Origin of the sequence: Taibaiella lutea (genome assembly GCF_008629695.1) — a bacterium.
Lineage (GTDB): Bacteria > Bacteroidota > Bacteroidia > Chitinophagales > Chitinophagaceae > Taibaiella > Taibaiella lutea.
Genome location: NZ_VWSH01000004.1, coordinates 234818 through 248618 on the forward strand (window position 1 = coordinate 234818; position 13801 = coordinate 248618).

Annotated in this window: 12 protein-coding genes and 1 tRNA gene; 7 read left to right on the plus strand and 6 right to left on the minus strand. The window is 40.7% G+C overall.

Features of this window, described 5'->3' with window-relative positions; all coding sequences use genetic code 11:
- Positions 1–42 precede the first annotated feature (42 nt).
- The 4 genes from porD to F0919_RS15925 all read right to left on the minus strand — a co-directional run bounded on the left by porD (position 43) and on the right by F0919_RS15925 (position 3367).
- A complete protein-coding gene (gene porD / locus F0919_RS15910) occupies positions 43–963 on the minus strand; it encodes a type IX secretion system protein PorD (protein WP_150033783.1) in 921 nt (306 codons plus the stop codon).
- A complete protein-coding gene (gene coaBC, locus F0919_RS15915) occupies positions 953–2170 on the minus strand; it encodes a bifunctional phosphopantothenoylcysteine decarboxylase/phosphopantothenate--cysteine ligase CoaBC (RefSeq protein ID WP_150033784.1) in 1218 nt (405 codons plus the stop codon). The genes porD and coaBC overlap by 11 nt, the downstream gene beginning before the upstream one ends.
- A 68-nt stretch (positions 2171–2238) precedes the next feature.
- Complete coding sequence (locus tag F0919_RS15920; protein WP_150033785.1) at positions 2239–2568, minus strand: DNA-directed RNA polymerase subunit omega; 330 nt, start codon at positions 2566–2568, stop codon at positions 2239–2241.
- Positions 2555–3367, minus strand: coding sequence for an outer membrane protein assembly factor BamD (locus F0919_RS15925; protein WP_150033786.1), 813 nt, complete (start codon positions 3365–3367; stop codon positions 2555–2557). Before F0919_RS15925 ends, F0919_RS15920 begins: the two co-directional genes overlap by 14 nt.
- Before the next feature lie 187 nt (positions 3368–3554).
- Between F0919_RS15925 and F0919_RS15930 the strand changes: the two genes are divergently transcribed.
- The 6 genes from F0919_RS15930 to F0919_RS15955 all read left to right on the plus strand — a co-directional run bounded on the left by F0919_RS15930 (position 3555) and on the right by F0919_RS15955 (position 7880).
- Positions 3555–3639: transfer RNA gene (locus F0919_RS15930), tRNA-Leu, on the plus strand.
- A gap of 390 nt (positions 3640–4029) precedes the next feature.
- Positions 4030–4869, plus strand: a complete 840-nt coding sequence (locus tag F0919_RS15935; RefSeq protein WP_235903527.1) for an STAS domain-containing protein — start codon at positions 4030–4032, stop codon at positions 4867–4869.
- A 49-nt stretch (positions 4870–4918) separates the two neighbouring features.
- Positions 4919–5293 (plus strand): STAS domain-containing protein, encoded by a 375-nt coding sequence (locus tag F0919_RS15940; RefSeq protein WP_235903528.1) that lies wholly within the window; start codon positions 4919–4921, stop codon positions 5291–5293.
- On the plus strand, positions 5250–5687 hold the full coding sequence (locus tag F0919_RS15945) for an anti-sigma regulatory factor (protein ID WP_235903529.1): 438 nt from the start codon (positions 5250–5252) through the stop codon (positions 5685–5687). Before F0919_RS15940 ends, F0919_RS15945 begins: the two co-directional genes overlap by 44 nt.
- Entirely contained in the window at positions 5680–6690 is a 1011-nt protein-coding gene (locus F0919_RS15950; protein ID WP_150033789.1) for an ATP-binding protein, read from the plus strand. The genes F0919_RS15945 and F0919_RS15950 overlap by 8 nt, the downstream gene beginning before the upstream one ends.
- Positions 6687–7880 carry a sensor histidine kinase gene (locus F0919_RS15955; RefSeq protein ID WP_150033790.1) on the plus strand — a complete coding sequence of 398 codons (1194 nt, stop codon included), beginning with the start codon at positions 6687–6689 and terminating at the stop codon, positions 7878–7880. Before F0919_RS15950 ends, F0919_RS15955 begins: the two co-directional genes overlap by 4 nt.
- Before the next feature lie 586 nt (positions 7881–8466).
- Here the strand turns inward: F0919_RS15955 and F0919_RS15960 are convergent.
- Positions 8467–9621, minus strand: coding sequence for a PepSY-associated TM helix domain-containing protein (locus F0919_RS15960; protein WP_150033791.1), 1155 nt, complete (start codon positions 9619–9621; stop codon positions 8467–8469).
- A gap of 96 nt (positions 9622–9717) precedes the next feature.
- Positions 9718–12120, minus strand: a complete 2403-nt coding sequence (locus F0919_RS15965) for a TonB-dependent siderophore receptor (protein ID WP_150033792.1) — start codon at positions 12118–12120, stop codon at positions 9718–9720.
- Between the two features lie 320 nt (positions 12121–12440).
- On the opposite strand from F0919_RS15965, the gene F0919_RS15970 reads away from it, so the two are divergent.
- Positions 12441–13598: a hypothetical protein gene (locus F0919_RS15970; protein ID WP_150033793.1), complete on the plus strand. Its 1158-nt coding sequence runs from the start codon at positions 12441–12443 to the stop codon at positions 13596–13598.
- The last annotated feature ends 203 nt before the right edge of the window (positions 13599–13801 follow it).

A 13801-nucleotide genomic window follows, 5' to 3' on the forward strand; every position in this document is an offset into this window, starting at 1 on the left:
AATTGATTGGAACAAAAGATAGAACAACCTTGACTTTTCAGGTCATCGGATGCTTCTGTATTTGGATGTATTGGGAACATCCATTTTGCAAAGCTGTTCCACATAATCCTTTCTGTCGGCCACAGGCGTCTGCATCAATATATTTTGGTATTCTATGGATTTGGCATTGAAATAGAACTGGAAAAATATAGAAGTCGGATTATCGTTATTGATTTGCGTAAGGGTAGGGATGCCATCCAATATTACTTTTCTCGCTTCTTCAGGTTTGGTGCTCATCATATCCAGGCCCTTGCGGTGGTAGCTGTAATAAAGCGGCCTGAATGCAGCAAAACGCGGGTTTAAAATCTGATCAATCAACCAATAACGGTTACGGTTATTCTCGGCGGCTTTCCAGCCTTTAATTGCTTTGGTATCTTCAGGTGCATTGGAAACAACATTCTGCGCTTTTTTGAAATAGTCGTCCCCGCCCTTCAGAGAAAACGATTCATAATCGAAACCGACAATCAAATAGGCATAATAAGCGAAAATAGCCGTGAGATTAGAACTTAAAGCATCATTGCCACTTACCCTTGCATCATCAAATTGTAATGTTTGCCCTTGATCGAACCTGAAAGTAACATCCCTGTCTATATAATTTACCATAGGCGAATTATATCCCGAACCAAAGACCGGCCTTGAAGATTGAATATTCAGATTGGCTTCAAAAATATTATCATCAGCAGCTTTTTTGGTAATGGTAAGCAGGAAGTTACATTCAATTCTTTCAGCAGGTTTTATATTATCTGCAGTCCATTTACGGTTATTGATGAATTCGTTCAAAGCCTTCTTAAGTCCGTCAAAAACTTTAGGATCCACATTTTGAATGCGGTCGGCATTAACTTCTACAATGCCTTTCAAATCCTGTGCCATGACGTTTGTCGCCAGTAATAATCCTATAAATGAAATAAAAAGTTTACGCATCATTCTTGTGTATAGACAATATGCAATCTACAATACTTTTTGCTATTTCGGCCTTGGACTGTAAGGGTAATGAAATGATTTCTTTATTTTTCTGCAAAATCTCCACCTGATTCGTATCATGCCCAAAACCTGCTCCTTCTTTTCTCAGCGAATTCAATATCATCATATTGGCCTTTTTGCTTTCCAGTTTCTTTTGCGCATGTTCCAGCTCATTATTTGTTTCTAAAGCAAAACCGACCAATACCTGATTTTCTCTTTTCATTCTGCCTAATGTTGCCAGGATATCAGGGTTCTTTACCAATTCCAGATGAAAGCTATCTTCACTACCTTTTTTAATCTTTTCCGGGGCCTTTTCAACAGGCCTGTAATCCGCTACTGCCGCAGCACAAATTGTAATATCCGCTGCATTATAAACTTTCAGGCAAGCTTGCAGCATTTCTTCTGCGCTTACTACATTTACAATCTTAATAAGCGGATGATTTACTTTTTCTTTACTTGGTCCCAAAACCAATGTAACTTCAATTCCTTTTTCAGCCAGGGATTCTGCTAAGGCAATACCCATTTTCCCCGTTGAAAAATTACCGATAAAACGTACCGGATCCAGCAATTCGTATGTAGGCCCGGCAGTTACCAATGCCTTTAACGATGAGGCAGGATGGACTTTAGTTTTTTTTTCGAAGAAAGATTCCAGATGTTCCTGTATAGCCTCAGGTTCCGCCATTCTTCCGGCACCTATAATTCCGCTTGCAAGTTCACCATGTTCAACCGGAATAACTTCATTTCCAAATGACTGCACTTTTTCCAGATTAGCTTTGGTGGCAGCATGCAGCCACATGTCTTCATCCATGGCTGGCGCCAGAATTACAGGACATATAGCCGAAAGATAAACAGCCATTACCATATTATCACAAAGTCCATTAGCCATTTTTGCCAATGAATTAGCGCTGCAGGGCGCTATCAGAAGCAAATCCGCCCAACGTCCGAGATGTACGTGGTTATTCCAGTGCGCACCATTACTTACAGATGAAAAGACATCTCGTTTAGAAACTGTCGCAAGAACCAAAGGGCTGACAAAATCCTTTGCTGATTCTGTCATAATAACCTGTACTTCGGCTCCGGCCTTTACCAATAAACGCACCAATTGCGGCGTTTTATACGCCGCAATGCTACCAGTAATGGCTAAAATTATTTTTTTGCCTTGTAAAGACATAGAATGTAAATGCTTTAGAGCTTGGTATTATTTCTATTGCCGGACAAAGCTACTATCTAAAGAAAAGATTATTCCTGATCTTTCTTACGATAATAGATTTTATCGTTCATAAACTCGGAAAGAGATTGTAAAGCAGGATTTGCCATACGCTCATAGAAACGGGAGATTTCGATTTGCTCTTTGTTTTCATGCACTTCTTCCAAAGTATCAGTATGGTTGGCAAAATCATCCAGCTTACGGTGCAATTCTTCTTTAACACTGATATTGATTTGGTTAGCACGTTTAGATGCTACTACAATACTTTCATAAAGATTGCCGGTTTTCCCTTTGATAGCTGCAACGTCACGTGTTTCAATCAATGGATTCAATGAGGAAACTAGTTTTTTATTTGTGCTCATTACGAAGTTGTTTTATATTGTTTTGTGCTGAATTATAATAGGTTTGTGCTTCTTTAATGTAAGTCGAATTAGGTGTATAGGTTATAAGTTCGTTATAAGCATTGATTGCTTCAGCATAACGCTCTTCCTGCTTTTCCGTTATACTTAACTCGGCGTATTTACAAAAAGATTTGATCAACATTAATTGGTATTGATCTATAATTTTAGATTCGGGATAAGCCTGAATCAGGCTTTTATATGCAACAGTTGCAGATTTAAATTCGCCCATGTCAAAATAAAGCTGGGCAGCTTTAGCATCCTTTGTTTCAATTTTAATCCTGCCGAGATCAATATAATTATTGGCCAAAGTCAGGTTAGGCGAGCCCGGATGCGTATTGATGTAGGTTTGCAATGCATCAATAGCTTTATAGGTGCTTGACTGGTCTTTGGAATAGGGTTGCGATAATTTGTATAAACAAGTTGCATATTTGAATTCACATTCATCAGCTCTCGAACTTTTAGGGAAATATTCCACAAAATTCTTGAATTGATACGATGCACTCAGGTAATCATTCTGATAATAAAATGAATAGCAATAGCGATAATACAATTCTTCATAATTCTTAGAACCCCTGAAGGCAGGCATCAGAGCTTCGTATAACTCAACCGCTTTTTGATACTGCTTGTGGTCGTAGTATTCATTAGCCTTGGTAAGTTTGTAAGAAAGGTCTTTGCTTTCAAGTATTTTTTGATGTGTGCTTTTGCAGGAACACATAGTAAATACAATCAGTGCAATAAAAACAAACGAAAATTTCCGCATAAGAGCAGCAAAATTAAGAAAATTATTTTAAATTCAGTCAAAGATAATAGGAACGCTGTTTGTTTCCTTAATATTACTTCCGATCAGCAAATAATTTGGGAAAATGAGTTTAAAGAGTTCATTCTCAAAAACTAAGAAAAATTTATTTGAGATTTACTGAAAAAAATGCACCTTTGCCAACCTCAATGCGGCGATGGCGAAACTGGTAGACGCACTACCTTGAGGTGGTAGCGCCTGTTACGGGCGTGGGAGTTCGAATCTCCTTTGCCGCACATCGGCAAATTTGCCTGAATACTAAATAAAAAGGGTTTGCTCGTAAACGAACAAACCCTTTTTATTTATCTGAATACCTTTCAGCGAAATGTGTTTGATAATTCATTCCATAACCTGCTTTCAAATACAATATTTGTAAGTTCCTTTAGGGAATGATACAACACAGTTTTATGCCTGAAAACATTTATTTTATACATTCTTGGACACACAATAACAACATCTGCAAGGATTAACATTTTCTTCCGGCTGTATATAAAAATTTGAATTTCATTTTATTAAAATGATTCTCTACCTTTCGCTAATTAATTCTCATCCTTGCCAGGCTGAACCATATAACTAACCGCTTATTTAGATTGTATCTTTCAACTATGCCAACCAAAACATACCAATTGCTACAAAAAAAGAAAAAGAGTATCCTTGAACTCTGGATGAAGAACCAACTTTCAGATGAAGGATTGCGCGAAGACCTTATCAGTAACGAGGAATTACGAAGCCAGTCTGATGAACTGGTCACCGCATTGGTTGGTAATCTTTCTGCCGAAAATTTCTCTGATCTCAACTCTGATGAGTGGAGTCCGGTTATAGAGATTCTCGGAGGAATAGCTATCACAAGGGCACGCCAGGGCTTCAGTCCGCGTGAAACTGGTAATTTTGTTTTCTCATTGAAAGAAGCTTTACTACAAGTATTGCAGGATGAGATTAAGACTGATCCTATGATGTTGTTTCAGGAAAGCATGAAGATCAGCCGCATTATGGATAACCTTAGCGTGGTGACTTTTGAAACATTTATCAAAGGCCGTGAAGAAGTGATCCTTCGTCAGACAGATGAGATAACAGAAATATCTACGCCGGTAATCCGTGTATGGACCGGTATTCTTGCCTTGCCTATCATTGGTACGCTTGATAGTGCACGTACACAGGTGGTAATGGAAAACCTGCTGCAGGAAATTGTGGAAACAGGCTCCAGCATTGCTATCCTTGATATTTCCGGTGTTCCTGCTGTAGATTCACTGGTGGCGCAGCACCTGATCAAAACGGTCAGCGCTACCCGTTTAATGGGGGCGGAATGTATTATCAGTGGCATCAGGCCTGAAATTGCTCAGACCGTGGTTCATCTTGGTATTGATCTTTCCAATATCATTACGAAAGCGACCCTTGCAAGTGCTCTGGCTTATGCTTTTCAGGTAATGCGCTTGGAAGTTAGAAAAGTTAATTCAATTCAAAAATAATTAAAGATATACCATGGATAGAATTCCTATTCTTCGGATGGGGGCCTTTTTGCTGGTCACTATTCAGGTAGATCTGTACGATCGACTCGCGCTTACGCTCGAATCGGATTTGGTACAGATGGTGAACAAAACAGGCGCAAAAGGAGTATTGATAGATATTTCGGCGGTTTCAATAGTAGACTCATTCATGGGGCGCATTATCGGGAATATTGCCAGCATGTCCAGAATCCTGGATGCAGCCACAGTAGTAGTAGGTATGCAGCCTGCTGTTGCCATAACGCTTATTGAACTCGGCTTGCCGCTTAAAGGTGTACATACAGCACTGGATATGGAAAAAGGAATGAATTTACTAAAATCAATGATTCATATTCCTCAAGAGGATGACGACCAAGACCTCACTACTGATGATTCTATCGCTGAGTAAAGACAACATCCAGATTGTCAGAGAACAGGATTCGGTCTTTCTCAAAAACCGGGTTAAAGAAGTTGCCGTCAAGATTAAAATGGGCCTTGTTAACCAGACCCGTCTTATTACGGCCGCCAGCGAACTGGTAAGGAATATGCTGCGCTATGCCAATGGCGGTAATTGCCTTATCGAAATCGTATCGAGCGGTAAGATAAATGGAGTAAGGCTGACTTTCAGTGATAAAGGTCCCGGCATTCCGGATATTACTGCCGCTATGCGCGATGGGTTTTCCACCGGCAAAAGTCTTGGATTAGGGTTACCCGGCACAAAACGTCTGGTCAATGAATTTGAAATAAAAAGTAAAGTAGGGGAAGGTACACAGGTTACGATATTGAAATGGGCAAATGGTTGACGCAACACATATTAGCTTTACCGCAAATGACAGAAGCTATTTTTCACTTATAAAAAAAGAAATCCGGAGACTTGCTACAGAATCCGGAATGAAACCCGGACGTATCAATGAGTTGGATCTGATTGCGGCCGAAATGACTTCAAACCTGTATAAGTACAGCGATGACGGCGAAATACTTGTTGGCGTATTTGCCAATGGCGACAATCCTTACGTGGAACTCATTAGTCTGGATAAAGGCCCCGGAATGATTAACCCGGGGAAAATGATGCAAGACGGTATATCTACCTCCAATACACTGGGACATGGGCTTGGCAGTATGAAAAGACTGTCTGATACTTTTGAAATCTATTCTCAGATAGGCTGGGGAACTATTGTAATGAGCAGAGTGTATAGCAAACCTGAAAAAGCAGGAACTAAAAAAGACATCATTATACGTCCTATCGTAGTTTGCAAGCCGGGAGAAACCGTAAGCGGAGATGGTTTTGTGTACAAAAGGACAGACAAGTATATAAAATTTATGCTCGCAGATGGTTTGGGACATGGGCCGGAAGCGAACAAAGCAGTGAATGAAGCAGTTGCTGCATTCAAAGTTTTTCCTGATTACAGCCCTTCTGAAACCTTACGTTTTATTCATGCCAATATAAAAAAAACAAGAGGGGCCGTTATCAATATTACAGGTTATGAGTTCGAATCAAAAAAATGGACTTCATCAGGCGTAGGTAATATCTTTTTGAGAGTCAACGGACCGATAACTGTAAAAAATCATATGTCTTATAATGGAATTGTAGGCCATAATATTCCCTCGACGATTAATGATCAGGTTTATCCTGGTGATCAGTTTAACCAGATTATGTTATGTTCTGATGGAATTAAGACACGCATTGACCTGACACGGCACCCGCAAATGTATAAATACGATGCAGCTGTTTTAGCTGCGGTAATATACAAAGATTATGCACGCAGAAACGACGATATGTCAATAGTAATAGCAAAACTGAAATGACAAACATTATAAAGGTATCGCTGGAAAATGAAATGGACCTTGTTCTGGCCCACAGAAAATCCATGAAAGTAGCAGAGCGGTTGGGGCTTACTATTGCAACACAGACTACTTTTGCTACTGCCGTTTCTGAAATAGCACGGACGGTAATTGAACATACCGATAATGGAGAATTGAATATTTGTGTGGAGCAATATAAACAACGATACAGTTTAATTGCTTCCGTTGCGTTTGAAAATACAATCAGGTTTACCAATGAAGATGCAGGTTATTACTATGCGCAAAAACTCGTTCCCGAATTCCGATTGATAGAATCTGAAACAGGCAATACCATCGAAATGAAGATAGGGATGCCACGTTCTCTGAGGTTGGATCCCGTTAAGCTTGCAACATTGGTAAAATACTTTGAAGAAGAAGAGCCTCTCAATGCTTATGAAGAGATCAAACAACGAAACTATTCCCTGAATAAAATTGCTCAGGAAAAAGAAGAAGAGCTTCGTCAGTCAAAAATAATTGATGAAAAGAAAACTGAATTTATTTCCATTGCCAGTCATGAAATAAAAACGCCTATCACCATTATAAAGGCTTATACACAGATTGCACTTACACTCGGTGATCAATGCAGTGAAGATGTGAGAGAGTTTTTAACTAAAGTCGATTTTCAGACCACAAAATTGCTATCATTGGTTCAGCAGTTGCTGGATGTTTCAAAGATGGAAAACGGCAACTTTGCCTATACAAAAGAACCTGTTTCGTTGAACGGCTTTATTATAGAAATGGAAGCCGTCCTTAAAAATATCGTGCCGCATCATCAGATCATTGTTAACCTGAGTAATGATTATACCGTTTTCATTGATAAAATAAGAATGGAACAAGTATTCTCTAACATTATTGTTAATGCCGCAAAATATTCTGATAAGCATACTGACATCATCATCACGGGAAATGTAACTCAGGATGGTTTTGTGAAAATTGGCTTTACAGATCAGGGTATCGGCATGACATCGGGCAGTATGGAATCTATTTTCAAGAAATTTTACCGCGATAAAGATGTCATGACAACACATTCCGGATTAGGAATGGGTTTATATATTACCTCCAAAATCATAAGAGATCACGGCGGCGAAATATGGGCGGAGAGTACGGAAGGCATCGGTTCAACTTTCTACATTACCATACCTGTAGCAGAATAATCCACTAAAGATTATATGAAATAGACAGGAATAAACCCTGTCCAATAATGATTTCAAATCCTATCTGTTTTGATACATATAGAGCCTGATTTTGTATCTGGCTATTCAACTATAGGTGTTGACATACTGCTTAAAACGTTCTCTAAAAGTCCTGAAAGGGCGAAAGAGAACAGGATAGGGTGAAGCCTTATCCAATAATAATTCTGTAAAACCCTGTCCTCTGATTGCATTTCAGGAACCTATGAGGTTTTCAAAACCTCATAGGTTTAATTAGACGCCTAAGTTAATAACATAAAGAAAACCCCTTCCGTTGATTATACGCCTCTCTACCAGCCCTGAAAGGGCGAAAGAGAACAGGATAGGGTGAAACCCTATCCTCTAATAATTAGACACAACCCTATTCGCTGATTTATTTCAGTAAACCTATGAGGTTTTCAAAACCTCACAGGTTTAATTACTGTACACACTCCCTCTCTACCAGCCCTTAAAGGGCGAAAGAAAATAGGATAGGGTGCAACCCTATCCTATAATAATTGGGTAAAACCCTATCCTGTTGTTGTTCCTGCCGCTTAAATATTTGTTCGGTTTATTTTGTAGGATGTATTTTTTTCTTCTTTTTCCTGCCACGCCAAATCATAAAACCCGTAACCGGCATACTCGCACAAATAAGGCTGGCACAGAAAGCCATTATCTTACCCGGCAATCCTAATACAGCGCCGACATGTATATCGTAATTCATACGTTGCAGCTTCTGCGCAGCGCTTGCATCTTTTTTCAGGCCGTAAGCATGTTTCACCGGAATTTCCTTCAGGGTATTCTGGTCATAATAAATATAGTCTGATTTCCAGTAAGTATTGCCATCGGGATTCATGGCAATCTCAAGCGCAGCAATGGAATCTTCGGGTATATGCACCTCAATAATTCCGGGAAACCCGGGTTGTTTTTGATTCGTAAGCTTCCACACTTTATCAATAAGAGGCTCCGATGCATTTACGGCAGTATAAGGTTTTGCAGATTGCGGCATGCTGAATTTAATTTCCGCTTTCCCGCCGGAGCTGACCCAGTAAACCGTTTTTGAAAACCATTGAAAACCCATCACCAATCCTGACAGCGCAATGAAAATGATTATCCAGCTCATGTAAAAGCCAAGTACATTGTGCAAGTCATAATTCGTACGCTTCCGGCTTGCTTTCCATTTTACACTGAACCTTTGCTTTCTTGCAGCCTTGTTTCTCGGCCACCATAGAATAATGCCCGATATCAATAATATTACAAAAATCAGGGTTGCAGATGCTACAATGGGCTGCCCTATATTTTCAGGTAATAAAAGATAATAATGAATACCGATTACAATCCTGAAAAAATCACGGCTCATGTCTTTTACCTTCAAAACCTTGCCTGTATAGGGATCGAGGTAAACAAGATAATAGTAGGAAGGATCGCCATTGTAAAAAGATGCAACGGCGCTTTTGCCTTGTTGGTAAGAAATGCTGTGCAGTTTTTTACCGGGCAATGTTTTTACGGCAATAGCCTGTATCTGTGATGGGGGATAATAAGATGCCGGCTGTACTGCTGTGAATCTGTAAGATTGGGTTGCATCTTCTATTTCCCGTTGAAAGGCGAGCATGCAGCCCGTTATGCCCAAAATGCAAACAATAATGCCACTTGCAAGCCCCAGAATCAAATGCAGCTTACCTGTCAGCTTTTTGAAGGTTCTGTTATTGGTTTTCTTTTGAGACATGAATATGATTGTTTGAATGTTGGCAAAACGCTATAAGGACAATGCCTTATAGCGTTTCATGAATTAAAATTACAAAATGGCTGCGAATGGCATTCCTTAAAATCTGTAAGTAACGCCCATTCTCCAGTTGCGTCCTGCCTCTGCCTGCCAGTAATAATAAGCGGCATAAGCAGCGCCGGAGTAAAGATATTTATCGGTAATATTGAATATATCGGCACTTACACGCACTTTTCCTTTTTCATAGAATAAGCCGCCATCCAATCTGAAATACGTAGGAAGATTATTCGTTCCCGTACCGCCCCAGGTCCATGTTGAGCGATCTGCCATATAGCTTGCGCCGCCTGAAATGCCCAGGCCATTCAATACGCCATCCATGATTTTATAGTTCAGCCATGCATTTGCAGTATGTTTTGCAAAACCAGGCACTACAGTTCCTACATTTGCTTCAGTAAGATCTTTCGTGATTTTAGAATCGGTATAAGCATAGTTGGCCGTTAATGTAAGGCCTCTTACTATTTCACCACGTATGTCAAACTCAATACCTTGTGTCTTTGTCTGGCCGAACTCGATAGAATACCTTCCTGTAGGATCAGATGGATCGCCTGCAACTGCATTGTTTTTCAGGATGCGGTAAACAGAAAGGCATGTATTCCATTTGCCATCCATCCAGTCTCTTTTAATACCTATTTCCATATTGTCGCCGGTAAGCGGCTTAACGGTAGAGCCGTCTTTTTTGATGCCGCTCTGAGGAACAAAAGCCTGATCATATAAAGCGTAAGCGGAAGTCGCTTTATCAATGGAATAGCTCAGGCCTATACGCGGCGTGAACTTCTTGGCTTCCGTAACCGTGTTGTAATCGTTGTTTTTTACATAAGTATAACGTCCGGCAATTGTAAGGCGCAATCTGTTTTCAAAGAATGCCAGTTCATCCTGCACATAAGCGGAAGCATACGATTGGTTTACCATGCCGTAAATGCCTGCACGCTGTACCAATGACATCGATTCTCTTCTTAGCCTGAACTGATCGGAATGGTATCCGTTCGACGGATTGCCGTAAGTCGGATTGTTTACATCAAAGGGACTTTCGTAAGTATCTAAGTTGAAACCATCATTCCAGTCCGCAATATATTCCTTATCGCCCGCGTCGATGCCTGCAAGGATACGCTGATGTACGGCTCCTGTCTGAATATTACCGTTCAGGTAAACCTGTCCGAACTTCATGATATTGGATGCATCCCAGATGGAAACGTTCCTGATAACCTTGCCGTCAGCGCCTACGGCAGGCACGGTTATATTCCCCAAGCTATCTGTAAGGTCTGCACCTGTCCACATAGAGCTACCCACCTGCTGATAATTGAAATAAGAAAGCTGTGCAGTCAGTTTCCAGTCATCATTGAATTTATGTTGCAGGTTCAGGTTGATGTTATGGTCGTTTACAGTTGTAGGGTCAAGGCCCGGATCTGCTAACGTAAAGTTGCGGGGCAGTTTGGCATAACCGTTTGTTGCAAAAACATAGTAAGTACCTACGTTCGACATTTTTGCATGCTGGAAAATGTATTCAGCAGTGAAAGTTGTTTTATCGTCAAATTTATAAGTGATGACGGGCGCAAATCCGTAGCGGTCATTGTACTCAAATTGTCTGAATGAATTTTTTGTTTGTCCCAATACATTCAAGCGGTACAACACTTTTCCTTCCTTGTCAAATTTACCGTCCAGGTCAACGGAAGCACGATAGAAATCATAACTACCCATCATAAAGTTTGCTTCGCCTTTGGTTTCTCCGGTTGGCCTTTTCGTAACAGTATTATAGATACCGCTCGGCTCTCCGGTCGACATCATAAAGCCTGCCGGTCCTTTCACAAATTCAACATGATCCACGAAGGCAAGGTCTTCTGTTAAAGGCCCCCAATTGGAAGTAATGTTTACGCCGTTTCTGAAAGCTGCAAGGCGGGAACCGCGTGCATTGATGCGCGCATACATATCGCCCCAGTGTTCCAGCATCGTTGCACCGCTTACATTGCGTATAACACCGTCGCGGAAAGTCGTAGCCATCTGGTCGGCAAGCACTTTGCCGGTTATGATTTGTATATTCTGTGGCGTTTCCAACACGGGTGTTTCGATTCTTAGACTGTTGGATGGCGTATTGCTTACATATTGGTTACGCGTATCGCCGATAACGATTTCATCCAAATCCGTATTGCTTTTGCTCAGATAGATATCAGCCACTTCAATTGTCTTATCCTCGCTTACCGTAATATCAACAGTTTTGTTTTTGATGCCTGCACCGTGAATGGTAATCGTATGTTTACCGGGAGTAGCATCTATAATAAAGACGCCGTCATTGTCCGTAGTTACTTCGTCGGCATTATCCAACGTTATCACAACTTGCGTAGCAGGCAGGCCGTCATGCCTTAAAACTCTTCCTTTCACCTCGCCCGATTGTGCAGATGCTGCCAGTGAGAGGAGGGATGCTCCAAAAATCATAAAGATTTTCTTCATCTTGTAAATATTGATTTAGAAATGATTGTTTATTAATATCGCCTGAATACAGGCCTCTGTTTAACCGGCCGCGAAGATAGAACAGCATTCATGCAGGCATTTTCATAATCGGGAATTTCGCTTTCATAATCGGGAAAAGCATGTCAGGCAAATGTCATATTATGGAGCTCGATGATTATAATCAATGGAACTTATTTGTAGTTACGCATTGAAGAAAATAATTCAACCATTCAGCCATCCGGCAATTAAATAAATGTAAGCGTCGGCCCTCCCTTTAAGGCCTCTGCTACTTTCAATCATAAATCCCATAAATTTGCCCCATGAAGTTTCAAATGAAAGAGGTGGTCAGCGCCCGCGAAGCCAGACAGTTTCTGGATCTGCCCCTTGCTATATATAATAATGACTCCAACTGGATTCGCCCGTTGGATAAAGACATTGAAGATGTATTTGATGTCAATAAAAATAAATTCTTCAAACACGGTGTTTGTAAGCGATGGTTGTTAGTCAATAAACAGGAAGAAGTAATCGGGCGCATTGCCGCTTTTATCAATAATAAGTACAAGCAGGAACAGCCCACGGGCGGCATTGGTTTTTTTGAATGCATCAACAATCAGGAAGCGGCGAATTTTATGCTGGACCATTGCAAAGAATGGCTTGCCAAACAGGGTATGGAAGCTATGGACGGCCCTATAAACTTTGGAGAACGCGACCGTTGGTGGGGCCTTGTAGTAGAAGGTTATTTTGAACCTTTGTATTGCATGAACTACAATCCGCCTTATTATAAAGACTTGTTTGAATATTATGGTTTTCAGGTTTATTTCAATCAGGAATGCTATGGCATGAAAATCGTTTATGAATTTCAGGATAAGTTCTATACGCGTCATGAGGAATTATCGAAAAATGAAGACCTGCATGCCGAAAAGATATTGAAAAGTGACCTTGACAAATATGCAAAGGACTTTACTTACATCTACAATAAAGCATGGGCAAGCCACGGACAAGGCAAGTCGCTGGACGAACGCCAGGCTGTAAAGATGTTCCGATCCATGAAGCCTGTAATGGATGAACGCCTGAACTGGATTGTCTATCATAAACAGGAGCCTGTTGCATGCTGGATAAACCTTCCGGATCTGAACCAGTATTTCAAACACCTGAATGGTAAATTCGGATTGTACCACAAACTCAAATTCCTGTTGCTTCAGAAATTCGGTAAATGCGAACGTGCGTTGGGGCTTGTCTTTGGCATCATTCCTGAATGGCAGGGGAAAGGCATGGATGCGTACATAATATTGGAAGGTTCAAAGGTTATATGCTTTGAAACGCCTTATAAAGATTATGAGATGCAATGGATAGGCGATTTCAATCCTAAAATGATTAACGTAGCACAAAACCTCGGGGCACATGTGACGCGCCGCCTGAGTACTTACAGGTATTTGTTCGACAGGCAGAAAGAATTTAAACGTCACCCGATGCTGTAGGAAGTCTGAGGTAAAGAATCTATTGTTATTTTTAGTGGCGATGGGTTTTACCCATCGCTGATTTCTGTCGCCCTTTCAGGGCTTAATCAGCGTGAGCCCTGAAAGGACGGAATAGCCTTTATAACACTGAAAGACGGATTGATTTTGTGCCGGATTTTGACTAAGCAAGCAATTACCTTATTTTTACGCCCATTAAACTACCA